Source organism: Sphingobium sp. SA2 (assembly GCF_032227065.1).
In the GTDB taxonomy this organism is placed as follows: Bacteria; Pseudomonadota; Alphaproteobacteria; order Sphingomonadales; family Sphingomonadaceae; genus Sphingobium.
In genome coordinates this window covers 2,694,801-2,709,485 of sequence record NZ_JAPMXX010000006.1, presented here as the reverse complement: position 1 = coordinate 2,709,485, position 14,685 = coordinate 2,694,801, and the positions used below count along the sequence as shown (strand labels likewise).

Annotated in this window: 10 protein-coding genes, 2 tRNA genes and 1 pseudogene; 5 read left to right on the top strand and 8 right to left on the bottom strand. The window is 64.4% G+C overall.

The genetic code is table 11. The features are described from left to right. Positions 1-104 precede the first annotated feature (104 nt). Positions 105-2,421: pseudogene (gene glyS, locus OVY48_RS20695) on the top strand (glycine--tRNA ligase subunit beta). Between the two features lie 138 nt (positions 2,422-2,559). Next, on the top strand, positions 2,560-5,262 hold the full coding sequence (gene ppdK, locus OVY48_RS20690) for a pyruvate, phosphate dikinase (RefSeq protein WP_313924269.1): 2,703 nt from the start codon (positions 2,560-2,562) through the stop codon (positions 5,260-5,262). A 223-nt stretch (positions 5,263-5,485) separates the two neighbouring features. Here the strand turns inward: ppdK and OVY48_RS20685 are convergent, their stop codons facing one another. Next, on the bottom strand, positions 5,486-5,965 hold the full coding sequence (locus tag OVY48_RS20685) for a hypothetical protein (RefSeq protein WP_096060672.1): 480 nt from the start codon (positions 5,963-5,965) through the stop codon (positions 5,486-5,488). A gap of 140 nt (positions 5,966-6,105) precedes the next feature. On the opposite strand from OVY48_RS20685, the gene OVY48_RS20680 reads away from it, so the two are divergent. Further along, a tRNA-Arg gene (locus OVY48_RS20680) sits at positions 6,106-6,182 on the top strand. A gap of 56 nt (positions 6,183-6,238) precedes the next feature. Continuing rightward, positions 6,239-6,315: transfer RNA gene (locus tag OVY48_RS20675), tRNA-Arg, on the top strand. 15 nt (positions 6,316-6,330) lie between these two features. Here the strand turns inward: OVY48_RS20675 and OVY48_RS20670 are convergent. The 7 genes from OVY48_RS20670 to OVY48_RS20640 all read right to left on the bottom strand — a co-directional run bounded on the left by OVY48_RS20670 (position 6,331) and on the right by OVY48_RS20640 (position 13,098). Beyond that, positions 6,331-7,779, bottom strand: coding sequence for a cobyric acid synthase (locus OVY48_RS20670; protein WP_313924268.1), 1,449 nt, complete (start codon positions 7,777-7,779; stop codon positions 6,331-6,333). 46 nt (positions 7,780-7,825) lie between these two features. Continuing rightward, the gene (locus tag OVY48_RS20665; RefSeq protein ID WP_037479554.1) at positions 7,826-8,044 is read right to left on the bottom strand and encodes a hypothetical protein; all 219 of its coding nucleotides are present in this window, start codon (positions 8,042-8,044) and stop codon (positions 7,826-7,828) included. Between the two features lie 31 nt (positions 8,045-8,075). Next, positions 8,076-9,335 carry an N-succinylarginine dihydrolase gene (locus OVY48_RS20660; protein WP_313924267.1) on the bottom strand — a complete coding sequence of 420 codons (1,260 nt, stop codon included), beginning with the start codon at positions 9,333-9,335 and terminating at the stop codon, positions 8,076-8,078. Beyond that, a complete protein-coding gene (locus OVY48_RS20655) occupies positions 9,332-10,348 on the bottom strand; it encodes an arginine N-succinyltransferase (protein ID WP_313924266.1) in 1,017 nt (338 codons plus the stop codon). The genes OVY48_RS20660 and OVY48_RS20655 overlap by 4 nt, the downstream gene beginning before the upstream one ends. A gap of 18 nt (positions 10,349-10,366) precedes the next feature. Next, positions 10,367-11,578 carry a hydrolase gene (locus OVY48_RS20650; protein WP_313924265.1) on the bottom strand — a complete coding sequence of 404 codons (1,212 nt, stop codon included), beginning with the start codon at positions 11,576-11,578 and terminating at the stop codon, positions 10,367-10,369. A gap of 46 nt (positions 11,579-11,624) precedes the next feature. Further along, complete coding sequence (locus OVY48_RS20645) at positions 11,625-12,524, bottom strand: YdiY family protein (RefSeq protein ID WP_313924264.1); 900 nt, start codon at positions 12,522-12,524, stop codon at positions 11,625-11,627. 88 nt (positions 12,525-12,612) lie between these two features. Further along, complete coding sequence (locus OVY48_RS20640; protein WP_313924263.1) at positions 12,613-13,098, bottom strand: RNA pyrophosphohydrolase; 486 nt, start codon at positions 13,096-13,098, stop codon at positions 12,613-12,615. A 187-nt stretch (positions 13,099-13,285) separates the two neighbouring features. Between OVY48_RS20640 and OVY48_RS20635 the strand changes: the two genes are divergently transcribed. Beyond that, complete coding sequence (locus tag OVY48_RS20635; protein WP_313924865.1) at positions 13,286-14,668, top strand: deoxyribodipyrimidine photo-lyase; 1,383 nt, start codon at positions 13,286-13,288, stop codon at positions 14,666-14,668. Positions 14,669-14,685: the final 17 nt, after the last annotated feature.

The window sequence follows — 14,685 nt, the reverse complement described above, 5'->3', positions numbered from 1 at the left end:
AGCTGTACTCTACATCCGTTCGTGTCGAGCGAAGTCGAGACACGCTCGCGCGACCTGTCCTCCACGTCTCTCGACTTCGCTCGAGACGAACGGAAGAATGAAATATGACCGACTTCCTCCTCGAACTGCGCTGCGAAGAAATCCCCGCGCGCATGCAGCTCAAGGCCAGTGACGATCTCACTCGCCTCTTTACCGAGGAACTGGCGAAGTCCGGCCTAGCGCCGGGCAGCATCGACAGCTTCGTCACGCCCCGCCGCCTGGCGCTCATCGCCCGCGACCTGCCGCTCGAAACCGCCGCCGTCAGCGAAGAGCATAAAGGCCCGCGCACCAGCGCGCCGCCGCAGGCGCTCGAAGGCTTCCTGCGCAAGACCGGCCTGACCCAGGACCAGCTCGAAGACCGGAACGGCATCTGGTTCGCTGTCGTCAACAAGCCTGGCCGCGCCACCGCAGAGGTATTGGCGCAAGCCATCCCCGCCATCATCCGTGCCTTCCCCTGGCCCAAATCCATGCGCTGGGGCACAGCGTCGCAGACGACCGAAAGCCTGCGCTGGGTCCGCCCGTTGCAGGGCATCGTCGCGATCCTGGGCGAAGATCTGATCGACTGCGAGATCGACGGCATCCGCAGCGGCTATGCCACGCTCGGCCATCGCTTCCACCACCCGGCCGAAATCACCATCGGCGGCGCGGGCGACTATGCGCAAAAGCTGCGCGCCTGCCATGTCATCGTCAGCCATCACGAACGCCAGGCGATCATCGCGGACAAGGCCGCGCAGGCCGCCGCCGCGCATGGCTACACGGTCATCGAGGACAAGGGACTGGTCGCGGAAAATGCGGGCCTGACCGAATGGCCGGTGCCGCTGCTGGGCGATTTCGATCCCGTCTTTCTTGAGGTGCCGCCTGAAGTCATCCAGCTAACCCTGCGCATTAACCAGAAATATTTCGTGCTGCGCGACGGCGCGGGCAAACTTGCCCCCGCCTTCATCTGCACCGCCAATATCGACGCCAAGGATGGCGGCGCGGCGATCATCGCGGGCAACCGCAAGGTGCTGGCCGCGCGGCTCAGCGACGCGCGCTTCTTCTGGGAACAGGACCGCAAGACGCGGCTGGAAGACCACGCCAAGAAACTCGAACGCATCACCTTCCACGAAAAACTGGGGACGGTGGCCGACAAGGTCGAGCGCGTCGCGAAGCTGGCGCGGTGGTTGGTGGAAGAGGGCATCGTGACTTCTTCCCCCCCCCTTCAGGGGGGGGGGGGGGGGGCGTGCCGGATAGTACGGCGCTTGCTGCACGCCCCACCCCAACCCCTCCCCTGAAGGGGAGGGGCTTGATGTTGCGCAACTCGCCACCCTCGCCGAACAAGCCGCCCGCCTCTGCAAAGCCGACCTCGTCACCGAAATGGTCGGCGAGTTTCCCGAATTGCAAGGCATCATGGGCGGCTACTACGCCCGCGCCGAAGGCCTGCCGGATGCCGTAGCCGACGCCATCCGCGACCATTACAAGCCGGTCGGCCAAGGCGACGACGTCCCCACCGCACCGGTCACGGTGGCGGTGAGTTTGGCGGATAAGCTGCATACCATTGTAAATTTCTTTGCGCGTGGGATGAAGCCTTCTGGATCGAAGGACCCATTTGCACTGCGACGCGCAGCTTTGGCCGTCATAGCGCAAGTGCAAGCGACGAATACAAGGTTGCCGTTAAAACGTCTGTTTGAGCAGTTAGCAGGTTGGGAAAACTACTACAGCGGTGACGAACCTAATACGTGGGTAGAGGTGGATGATCTCCTCGACTTCTTCGCCGACCGCCTCAAGGTCCAGCAACGCGAAGCCGGCGTCCGCCACGACCTGATCGACGCGGCGTTCGCGCTTGGCCAAGAAACCGGACAAATCGAGGATGATCTCGTCCGCCTGCTCGCCCGCGTCCATGCGCTGCAATCCTTCGTCGCGACCGACGACGGCGCGAACCTGCTCGCAGGCTACAAGCGCGCCGCGAACATCCTCAAGAAGGAAGTGCCACAGACTCCCTCTCCCCAGCGGGGAGAGGGCCGGGGAGAGGGGGAGCGAGGCGAAGCCGAGCGTCCGGCTCTCGATGTGGCACACCCCCACCCAACCCTCCCCCATGAGGGGGAGGGCAATCTCAAGGATAGCAGCAATTTCCCGCTGTCCTACACGCCCGAAATAGCCGAAGCTGCGCTCATCGCCGCGCTCGACGTGGCGGAACCGCGCACGGCGCAGGCGGTGGCGGCGGAGGATTTCGAGGGCGCGATGGCTGCCCTTGCCACCCTCCGCGCGCCCATCGACGCCTTCTTTGAAAGCGTGACGGTCAACGACGCTGATCCCGCCAAGCGCGCCGCCCGCCTTGCGCTGCTGGCGCGGGTGCGTGACGCCGTTCATAGCGTCGCCGACTTTTCAAAGATTGCGGGCTAACGCAACGAAATGACAAAATCTGCGGGAAAAGTGCGAAGTTAAAGCGTAATAATCCTATTCGATCGCGCATCATCCCGCTATTGCTGCTGGATTGTTGCAACGCAATATAATCGGCAATCAGTGCAGGGAGAGCCGGGAATGACTGAGACACAAGAGGCCATCATGACCACCACCGCGACCCGTTATGTCTATCGTTTTGGTGGCGGCGTGGATGATGGCGGGCAGGGGGACCGCAATCTTCTGGGCGGCAAGGGCGCGAACCTCGACGGCATGGCCGCGATCGGCCTGCCGGTGCCGCCGGGCTTCACCATCACCACGGAAATGTGCACCCGCTATTATGAAGATGGCGGCGTCTATCCCGACAGCGTGAAGGCGGAAGTCGCCACCGGCCTCGCCCATATCGAAGGGATCACCGGCAAGAAATTCGGCGATGCCGCCGATCCGCTGCTCGTCTCGGTCCGGTCGGGCGCGCGCGCCTCGATGCCCGGCATGATGGACACGGTCCTCAACCTCGGCCTCAACGACGAAACCGTCATCGGCCTTGCGAACACATCGGGCGACGAACGCTTCGCCTGGGACAGCTATCGCCGCTTCATCCAGATGTATTCGGACGTCGTGCTGGAACTGGACCATGGCGCGTTCGAGGAAGCGCTCGAAGTCGCCAAGGAAGATCAGGGCTACAGCCTCGACACCGAAATGACCGCCGACGACTGGAAGGCCCTGGTCGCCGAATATAAGGCGCTCGTGAAGAAGCTGTGGGACAAGCCCTTCCCGCAGGATGTGCATGACCAGCTGTGGGGCGCGATCAGCGCCGTGTTCGGCTCCTGGCAGTCGGAGCGCGCGAAAGTCTATCGCCGCCTCAACAACATCCCCGGCGAATGGGGCACCGCCGTCAATGTGCAGGCGATGGTGTTCGGCAATATGGGCGAAACATCGGCCACCGGCGTCGCCTTCACCCGCGACCCGTCGACCGGCGAAAATGTCTATTATGGCGAATTTCTGATCAACGCGCAGGGCGAGGATGTCGTCGCCGGCATCCGCACCCCGCAATATCTGACGCTCGCCGCGCGCGAGCGGGCAGGGGCCAAGCCGCTGTCGATGGAAGAGGCGATGCCGGAAACCTATGCCGAACTGGCCAAGGTGTTCCAGATCCTCGAAACCCATTATCGCGACATGCAGGACATTGAATTCACCGTCCAGCAGGGCAAGCTGTGGATGCTCCAGACCCGGTCGGGCAAGCGCACCGCCAAGGCGGCGCTGAAGATGGCCGTGGACATGGCGCATGAAGGCCTGATCACCGAGGAAGAAGCCGTCGCCCGCGTCGATCCCGCCGCGCTCGATCAGCTGCTTCACCCCACGCTCGATCCCAAGGCGCCGCGCGATGTGCTGACCAAGGGGCTGCCCGCTTCGCCTGGTGCGGCTTCGGGCCTGATCGTGTTCGACGCCGACACCGCCGAGCGCCGCAATGAAATGGGCGACGCCGTCATCCTCGTCCGCGTCGAAACCTCGCCGGAGGATATTCACGGCATGCACGCGGCGAAGGGCATCCTGACCGCGCGTGGCGGCATGACCAGCCACGCCGCCGTCGTGGCGCGCGGCATGGGCCGTCCCTGCGTCTCCGGCGCGGGCGGCATTTCGATCGACAGCAAGGCCAAAGTCCTGCGCATCGGCGGCCGTGAATTGAAGGAAGGCGATATCCTCACCCTCGACGGGTCGACCGGCGAAGTCATGGCGGGCGAAGTCCCCACCGTGCAGCCCGAATTGGCGGGCGACTTCGGCACGCTGATGGTTTGGGCCGACAAGGTCCGTCGGCTCAAGGTCCGCGCCAATGCCGAAACGCCGCAGGATTGCAAGGTCGCGCGCGAATTTGGCGCGGAAGGCGTTGGCCTGTGCCGCACCGAACATATGTTCTTCGACGCGGCCCGCATCACCGCCGTCCGCGAAATGATCCTGGCCGACAGCGAAAAGGGCCGCCGCGTCGCATTGGAACGGCTGCTGCCCGAACAGCGTGACGATTTCGCGCAGATTTTCATGGTGATGGCGGGCCTGCCCGTCACCATCCGCCTGCTCGATCCGCCGTTGCACGAATTCCTGCCCCACGCAGAAGCGGAGTTCGAGGAAGTGGCCAAGGCGGCGGGCGTGTCGGTGGACGTGCTCAAGCGCCGCGCCAACGAACTGCATGAATTCAACCCGATGCTCGGCCATCGCGGCTGTCGCCTCGGCGTCACCTATCCCGAAATCTACGAGATGCAGGCGCGCGCCATCTTCGAGGCGGCACTGATCGTCAAGCAGCGTGGTGGCGAAGCGCCGATCCCCGAAGTCATGATCCCGCTCGTTGCCACGCGTAAGGAATTGGAGTTGATGAAGGCGATCGTCGATCGCGTCGCCGCCGAAGTCTTCGCCGAACAGGGCGACAGCGTCGAATATCTCGTCGGCACGATGATCGAACTGCCCCGCGCCGCGCTTAAGGCAGGCGAGATCGCGGAAGTCGGCGAATTTTTCTCCTTCGGCACCAACGATCTGACCCAGACCACGATCGGCATCAGCCGCGACGATGCGGGCCGGTTCCTCGGCACCTATGTCGACAAGGGCATCTTCGCCCGCGATCCCTTCGTCAGCATCGATGTCGAGGGCGTAGGCGAACTGATCCAGCTCGCCGCCGAACGCGGTCGCAAGACTCGCCCCGGCATCAAGCTTGGCATCTGCGGCGAACATGGCGGCGATCCGGCCTCGATCGCCTTCTGCGAAGCGACGGGACTCGATTATGTCTCGGCCTCGCCCTATCGCGTGCCGATCGCCCGGCTGGCGGCGGCCCAGGCCGCGCTGGCTAAGAAGGCATAAGAAAAGGGCGGGGAGCAATCCCCGCCCTTTCTCCTTGTCGTCGAAGCCGGGGCTTAGAGCATGATGACTTTGAGTCGCATCACTCCGTTCGCCCTGAGTAGGGGCTGAGCTTGTCGAAGACCCGTATCGAAGGGTCGGTTGCGCTTTATATCCTTCGATACGCCATTTCGACTTCGCTCAATGGCTACTCAGGACGAACGGTTCTGTGTAAAGTCATCACGCTCTAGCCGAACAGACCACGCTTGGCGGGCTTGGTCTCCAGCGTGCGCGCCTGACCGCGCCAGTCCTCCTGAACGATCGTTCCGGGCCGCAACCCCAGCCGCGCTTCCAGCGCCGCTTCCTGCTCGGCACCCAAGGCCGCAATCTGCTCGAAGCGCTGATAGCCTGCCTCGTTGAGCGACACTTCCTGCGCCTGGCTGATCCCGTTGATGCGGCTCAGATCGTCCCGCTCATGCGTCGCGCTGGCGGCAGCCACGCCCGCCGCACCGGCCCCCACGGGCACCGCCTGCCGTTCCAGTTCACGCACGCGCGTCTCCGCCGCTTCGATCCGCGCATCGCGCTCCTTCACCGATTGCCGGTGCAGCAATTGCTCGTCGCGCCAAGCCCGGCGATATTTGCCGCGCCCACTCATCATCAGACCGAATATCAGGCCGATGACCAAAGCGATCAACAGCAAGGCAATGTCATTCAGGGTAAAGCTCATGGCGGGTCCTCCTGCCCATCCGAACGGTGCAGCGCGGCAAAAGTTGCCCTTTCCTCGTTCCGCTTCGGAAACGGGCCATAAAAGTGCAAAAAAGGGGCTTGCCCAAATGGCCGGGCGCTTCTATCTGCGCCTCTCCAAATGCACCCATAGCTCAGCTGGATAGAGCATCAGACTACGAATCTGAGGGTCGGGCGTTCGAATCGCTCTGGGTGCACCATTTTTCCGAAGGGCTTTAACGGTCGGGCTTCCAGCCTCTCCGCCAGTCTTTCCTCTGCACCCATAGCTCAGCTGGATAGAGCATCAGACTACGAATCTGAGGGTCGGGCGTTCGAATCGCTCTGGGTGCACCATTTTTCCTATCAGCGTCAGCCCATTGCCAGCGCGATCATGGCATCGACATCGGCATGGGTTTCGAGCAGCGCAGCGACCTCGTCCAGCGCATCCTCGACCGACTGGTCATAATCCTGCCCCGCCGACGCGCTGCCCAGCGGCTGCAGTAGGGCGTCACGCAGCTCCGTGCTGGCGAGCAGCCCATGCACATAGCTGCCCATCACCCGCCCATCGCGGCTGATCGCGCCATCCGGCCGATCGCCCAGCATGGCAAAGGGCCGCGCACGATCCGGCCCGTCGGTTTGCCCCATATGCATCTCATAGCCGCCAAATTCGGCCCCCAGCGCCCTGCCACGCACCGCTTCCAACGTCTTGGTCCCGCCCAGCACCGTCTCGACATCCAGCAGCCCCAGCCCCGCGACTGACCCCGGCGGTCCCTCCAGCCCGTCCGCGTCGGCGATCGTCCGTCCCAGCATCTGGTATCCGCCGCATATCCCCAGCACCGCGCCCCCGCGCCGGTGATGCGCGCGTATGTCGATGTCCCACCCCTGCGCGACCATCGCCCGCATATCCGCGACACTGGCCTTGGAACCGGGCAGGATCACCAGCACCGCCTCGGCGGGGATAACCTGGCCCGGTCCGACCATGCGCAGGTCCACGCCCGGCTCCAGCTTCAGCGGATCGACATCATCGAAATTGGAAATGCGCGGCAACACCGGGCAGGCGACCACCAGCGGCGCGTCGACCGAAAATTGCCGCCGCTCCAGCACGACCGCATCCTCGCTCGGCAGTCGCGCCACGGCGTCCAGCCACGGCACGACCCCCAACCCGCGCCAGCCCGACAGCATCTCGATCTGCGCATAGCCATCCATGAACAAAGCCGGATCGCCGCGAAATTTGTTGATCAGGAAACCCTGGATCATCGCTGCATCCTCCGGGTCGATCACGGTGCGCGTGCCGACCACCGCCGCGATCACGCCGCCCCGGTCGATATCGCCCACCAATATCACCGGCACATTGGCGGCACGGGCAAAGCCCATATTGGCGATATCGCCCGCGCGCAGGTTGATCTCGGCGGGCGATCCCGCGCCTTCGACCACGACGATGTCGCATTGCGCCTGCAACCGCGCATAGCTTTCCAGCACCGCGCCCAGCAATTCGCCCCGCGCGGCGCGGAAATTGACCGATCCCAAAGTGCCCCGCACCCGGCCATGGACGATCAGTTGTGATGTCCGGTCGGCCTGCGGCTTCAACAGCACCGGATTCATGTCGGTATGCAGCGGCACGCGGCAGGCGACCGCCTGCAACGCCTGCGCCCGGCCGATCTCACCGCCATCGGCCGTCACGGCGGCATTATTGGACATATTTTGCGGCTTGAACGGGCGCACCCGATAGCCGCGCCGCACCAGCGCCCGGCACAGTCCGGCGACCAGCACCGACTTGCCCACATCCGATCCGGTTCCCTGCAACATGATGGCACCCATGGCCATCATCCCTGACCGGCGAGTGCCGTCAGCGCAAGCCCCTCAGCTATCCGTAGGTGCGCCGATATTCGAGCGTGTCCAATATCATGCCGCCACCCATGAATACCGCACCGGTACAGGCCAGCGCCAATAGCTGTCCGCCGGTGCCGGGATATTGCTGCATATAGGCAAGGCCGCGCTCGGTCGCGCCCAGCGCGAGCGCATAGATGATCAGAAACGCCTCGAACTTGGTCTTGACGATGAAAAGACGCTTGATCCGTTCCATTCCGATTCCATCCGGCGTTTGGCCCCCGCCACTACGGCATGAGATCGCCCGAAAGCTGCAAATGGTCAACAAGCGTTAACCATGATTGTTCGATGCGCGCGATCAACGTCGTGTCGCCAAGGCCATCAGGCGCAATATCTTCGGGCCAATAGGCCGCCACGATTGCCGCGATGGCATCCAGCTTCGCCTCATCCACCAGGAAGCGTGGATCGATCGTCGCCGGATCAGCCACGACGCGCAGCCGCAGGCAGGCCGGGCCGCCGCCATTGGCCATGGACTGGCGCACATAGACCGGCACGAGGCGCCGGATCGGCCCATTGCCCGCGATCATCTGCTCCAGCCATTGCCACACAGCGGGCGTGTCCCGCGCTTCGGTCGGCAGCACCAGCGCCATCTCGCCCGCCGGTAGCGTCACCAGTTGCGCGTTGAAGAGATAGCTTTTGATCGCATCGGCTAGGCTCACCGCGCTGGCGGGCACCTCGACAATCTCGACGCAGGGCAGGGCGGCACGCAGATCGGCATAGAAGCCTTCCTTGTCGGCAAAGGCCAGTTCATGGGTGAACAACACCCGCTCATTGGCCACCGCCACCACATCATTATGGAACGCGCCCGCCGCAATCGCTTCCTCCGATTGCTGCACGAACAACGTCCGCGCCAGGTCCAGCCCATGCCGCCGCGCGACCGCTTTGCTCGCCTCGACATGCTGGCGCGCGGGGAAGGGGCCGCCCGACTGGCCATAGACGAAGACCTCGACCCCCGGCTGGTCATGCCGTTCGGCCAACCGCATATGATTGGCCGCGCCCTCGTCGCCAAAGGGCGGCGGCACCGGGCCATGGACGGCAAAGACGCTCTGGTCGGAAAAGGCGACCCGCAACTGGGCCAAGGTCTGGGGCCATTCATGGCTGCGATGCGCCATCGTCACCAGGTTCGCGACGGTCAGGTGGGTGCGCCCGTCGTCCGTGTCGCTGGCGGGGGAGACCGTCGCCGCATTGGCCGCCCACATGGACGAAGCCGACATCGCCGCCGCGCGGATATGCGGCTCGGCCGCGCCGACATCGGTCCCCAATTGCGCCAGCCACGCCCCATCGGGTCGCCATTGCGGCAGGAAAATGCCCTGCGTCAGCCCCAGCCGGATATTGCCGCGCATCTTTTCGATACCCTGCAATGCCGCCGCGCGCGGATGCGACACCGCGCCTGCATTGCGCGCCGACGCCAGATTGCCGACGCTCAAGCCCGCATAATTGTGGCTCGGCCCGATCAGCCCGTCGAAATTGATCTCGGTAACGCTCATGCCCGCCCCGCCATGGTGAACTCGACCCCCGGTTCCAGCCCGATCCGCGTCGCGCTCGCCGCATCGAGCGACACGACGCCATCCGCTTCCTGCACGAAGCCCCAGGTGCAGCGATAGTCCGCGAGGCACCCGGTCGCGATCAGCATCTTGTCGCCGCCCTTTTCATGCGTCGCGCCCAGCGTCACGTCGCGCGCGCCCGCAATCGTCTTCAACTGGTCGATCTGCCCGACCATCGTCGGCCCACCATCGAAAATATCGACATAGCCCGCATTGTCGAACCCTTCGGTTTCCAGCATCCGCATCGCCGCCCGGCCATTGGGGTGGGGCAGGCCGATGACCGCGCGCGCGCTGTCGGTCAGCATCGCGGTATAGATGGGCGTCTTGGGCATCAGGTCGGCGATAAACTGGTTGCCGTTCACCGCATTGAATTCGTCCGCCTCCTGAAAGCTCATGCCGAAAAAGCGCCCGGCCAAACCGTCCCAGAAGGGTGACCCGCCCGCCTCGTCGATCACGCCGCGCAATTCGGCAATCACCTTGTCGCCAAAGCGCTGCCGATGCCCGCGAATATAGAGATAGCGGCTGCGCGAGAGCAGCAGGCCCAGCCCCTCGGCCCGTTCGCGCGGATGCAGGAACAGCCCGCCGACCTCGACCGATCCTTCCAGATCGGTGGTCAGCGACAGCATCTGCGCCCGGAATGTCCGGCCGAGTTCACGGCTATGTTGGGTCAGCATCCCCAGTCGATAGGAATAGAAGGGCCAGCTTTGCCCCACGGTCGAGAAAATCTGGCAAGTGCCGCGCACCTGCCCCGTCTCGACATTTTCCAGCACCATGACGATCAACTCGTCGGCAATGCCATCCTCCGCCCGCGCCAGCGCCGCCTCGGTCCGCTCCAGCTTGGCCGCCAAAGACTTTCGGTCAGGCGGCAGGTTGGTGAAGCCACCCCCGGTCAGCTTCGCCATTTCATAGAGCGTCTGCAAATCCTCCGCGCGCGCGGTTCGCATGATGAAACTCAAGCGCTTACCCTCTCTTCTTCATATCTTATATCGTCCGTGCGCGATCCGCAGCAGCGCCAGCGCCGACAATCGCGCCCGTTCGGGCAGGCTGTCGGCGATCAGAAATTCGGCATCGCTATGAATGCTCCCGCCGCGCACGCCCATCGTGTCGACCACCGGCACACCGCAGGCCGCGATATTATTGCCGTCGCACACCCCGCCGGTGTCGCGCCAGCCAATCTCCAGCCCCAGATCGGCTCCGCATTGCTTGACCAGCCCGAACAGACGCTCGGCCTTGTCATCCATCGGCTTTGGCGGCCGTCCGAAACCGCCATGCAGATGCAGGCTGACGTCATGGTCGCGCGCTACATCGGCCATCGCCCGCTCGATCAGCGCGCGCGCCGCCGTCTCGTCCTGCGGCGTTCGGGGCCGGAAATTGACGCGCAGCACGGCATGGTCGGGCACGACATTATTCGGCCCGCCGCCTTCGATCTTCGCCGGATTGCACGAACAGCCGGGGCCGCTCCCCGCCTTGAGCCGCAGCGCCAGGTCGGCCGCCGCCAGCAGCGCGTTGCGTCCATCATCGGGATTGCGCCCGGCATGGGCGCTGCGCCCGCTCACCACGATCGAGAAATTGCCGCTCCCCGCCCGCGCGCCCGCCAGCGTGCCATCGGGCAGGGCCGGCTCATAGGTGAAGGCCGCGACCTTGCCCGCCGCCACCGTCCGCAACAGGCCAGCGGAGGAGGGGCTGCCTACTTCCTCGTCGCTGTTGATGACGACGTCATAGCCGAGCATCTGCGCCGCGTCCGTCCCCTCGATCGCCTGCAGCGCCGAGAGCATAACCGCGATGCCGCCCTTCATGTCGGCGACCCCCGGCCCGTTCAGCACGCCGGGTTCGATCCAGCGCTGCGCCTGGAACGGGTGATCGGCGGCAAAGACCGTATCCATATGCCCGGTGAGCAAAATCTGCACAGGCGCTTGCGGCCGCACCGACAGATGCAGATGTTGCCCATGCATGATCGTCTCGACCTGCCCATCGGCGCGCATGGTCTCGACCGGCACAGCGTCGATCAGCGTCACGTCGCCCGGCAGTACGGCAAAGCTATCCGCCAGCGTCGCAGCCATCCGCGCCAGCCCGTCCAGATGCCACGACCCGCTGTTGATCGCGGCCCAATCCTGCACCTGCGCCAGCATCGGCGTATCGGCGGCCCGCTCCATCAGGGCGGCTTCGATCGATGATAAGGGGTTCATGGCAAGGGTCTATCAGAGCGCGTCGCGCGCCTCCACCCCCACCGCGTCAGAAGTCGTAGGTCAGCGTCAACCGGCTCAGCGTGTCCAGATCGCGCGCGCTCAGCAACGTTTCCGATTCATATTGGACGTTGTAGGACAGGGCGGCCGACAGCCGCGCCGCCACCTTCGTCTCGATCGCGGTCAGCGAGTTGAGTGAATAAACTTCGCTCTCGGCATAGCCCGCCGCCGTCTGCTTGAGCGTCAGCGTCGGCGACAAGCGCCACACCGCCGCCATCGATCCACGCGCGCCGAGCTTGGTTTCGCGCTCCCCGGTCAGATATTTGGCATGGCGCACCGACGGACCGATATCGACCTGCAAATCCAGCGGCTGGCTGACGATCAGCTTGTAGCCGATACCGACCGACCCGGTATAGCGTTCGTCATAGCCGATCGACGTATCCCGCTCGAACTGGGTCAGCCCATAGGCGAAACCGCGCGGATCGAACTGATAGCGTGGCTCGTAGCTGGCGAGATAGCGTTCGCGCGAGGTCACGCCATTGGCGCGACGATAATCCGCCGTCGCGCTCAGCTTGTGCGTCCATTGCAAGCCTGCGCGAGTCGCCGTGGCCGTGCCGCTCAGGCCCAGCTCGCTGGTGGAGCCGGTCGAGCGGAACCCGCCCGCCTCGACCCGGCCCGTCCATAATTCGGTGAAGCGCGCCTCGCGAATCACGGTGTCGTGAGTCGCCTTGGTGCGTTCCTTCCAGCTGTTGACCATCCGCTGGATTTCGTCGCCCGAAGCAGGATTGGTCTGCCGCGCGATCTTGGCGACGGTGGCAATCTCCGTCTCGCTGCCATTGGCGATCGCCGCCTCCAGCATTTCGCGCACCGATGACGGCAGCAACACGGGGTCGGCGGCCAAAGCAGGGGCGGCAAACAGGAACGACATCAGGATCAAACAGGCACGCATGGGTCTGTCATACCCGCTCGACGGCAAAACTTAAGCCCCTAAGTGCCTGTTTTGCGCACGGCCTGCCGCAGGAACGGTATCGAAACGGTCAGATCAACGATTTGAATTCCTGCAGGATATCGCGATACAGCTTGCGCTTGAACGGTACGATCAGTTCCGGCAGCGTTTCAGGGTCGGCCCATTTCCAGCTGCGAAATTCGGGATGCTGGGTCTCGATATTGACGTCGCTGTCCTGCCCCAGAAAGCGGGCAAGATACCAATATTGGCGCTGGCCGCGATATTTGCCGCCCCATAATTTGCCCAGCAATTCAGGCGGCAGATCGTAGAAATGCTCGTCCTTGGCCTTGGCGATGATCTCGACATGTTCCGGCCCGATGCCGGTTTCCTCGCCCAGTTCGCGCAGCGCCGCCGCCTTGGCGTCCTCGCCCTCGTCGATCCCGCCCTGCGGCATTTGCCAGGCTTCCACGACATTATCGAGCCGTTGACCGACGAAGACCTTGCCATCCCTGTTGACCAGCATGATGCCGACGCACGGCCGATATGCCATTTCCCGTTCATTGGGCGTGGAAGCCATAAATCCCCTGAATCTTTCTCATATGGTGCCACAGACCCCAGCAGGGCACCGAACCTAAGGATAAGCGCGGCTGCCGTGCGCGTCCATGGATCGAATCGCGCATGGCCTGATTTGCGACGGGCCGTTGGTCCACAATATGCCCGATAGGGTGGTTGGAACCCGGCCCGGTGCCGCGCATTGCCCCATCATGTCCACCAACGCCCCCGTCCTCCTCTGGCTCCGCCAGGATCTGCGCCTGTCCGATCAGGCCGCGCTCGCCGCTGCGGTGGAGGAGGGGCCGGTCATCCCGGTCTATATATTGGACGATGACACGCCGCGCAGTTGGGCGATGGGCGGCGCGTCGCGCTGGTGGCTGCACCACAGCCTGACCAGCCTAGACGAGCGGCTGCGCGAAAAGGGGTCGCGCCTCATCCTGCGGCGCGGGGCGTCGGCCGACATGCTGGCGCAACTGGCCGAAGAAACCGGCGCGCGCCGCGTCCATGCCCTGCACCATTATGAACCCTGGTGGCGCAACGCGGAAAAGGCGGTGGCCAAGACGCTCGATCTTTGCCTTCACGACGGCGGCCTGCTGTTGCCGCCCGGCGCGGTGCGGACCGGGGCAGGGGGAGTCTATCGCATCTACACGCCCTTTTCCCGCGCGGTGATGGAGCATATGCCACCGCCCACGCCGACCCGCGCGCCTGCGGCCATCCCGTCGCCGGACCAATGGCCAGCCAGCGACGCGCTGGATGACTGGGCCTTGCTCCCCACCAAGCCCGATTGGGCGAGCGGCTTTACCGAAGACTGGACGCCCGGCGAAGCAGGCGCGCGCGCGCACCTCAACAGCTTTCTCGATGCAGTCGGCGACTATCCGGTCGCGCGCAACCTGCCCTCGGTCGAAGGCTCCTCGCGCCTGTCGGCGCATCTTCATTTCGGCGAAATCTCGCCCGCCACCGTCTGGCACCGCGTCGCATCTTCAGGGCAGGATGCAACAATCTATCTCAAGGAACTGATCTGGCGCGATTATGCCCATGTGCAGATTTGCCAGATGCCGACCTATGGCTCGGAAAATGCCCGGTCGGATTTCGATGCGCTGGAATGGCGCGACCTGCGCAGCGCCGGGTCGGATTTTACCGCCTGGAAGACCGGGCGGACCGGCTATCCGATCGTGGATGCAGGGATGCGCCAGCTTTGGGCGACCGGCTGGATGCATAACCGCGTCCGCATGATCGCCGCCAGTTTCCTCATCAAGCATCTGCTGATCGACTGGCGCCACGGCGCGCGCTGGTTCTGGGACACGCTCGTCGATGCCAGCTACGCTAATAACAGCGTCAATTGGCAATGGGTCGCGGGCAGCGGCGTTGACGCCAATCTCTTCACCCGCATCATGGCCCCGCTCAGCCAGTCGGAAAAATTCGATGCCGCCGCCTATATCCGCCGCTGGGTGCCCGAACTGGCCGACCTCAACGACAGCGTTATCCACGACCCTGACGCCCATGGCGCGCGCCCCGCTGCTTATCCGCCCAAGATCATCGACCATCGCGAAGGGCGCGAGCGCGCGCTCGCCGCCTATCGCCACGCAAAGGGGTGATTGCAGCGCTCGCCTGC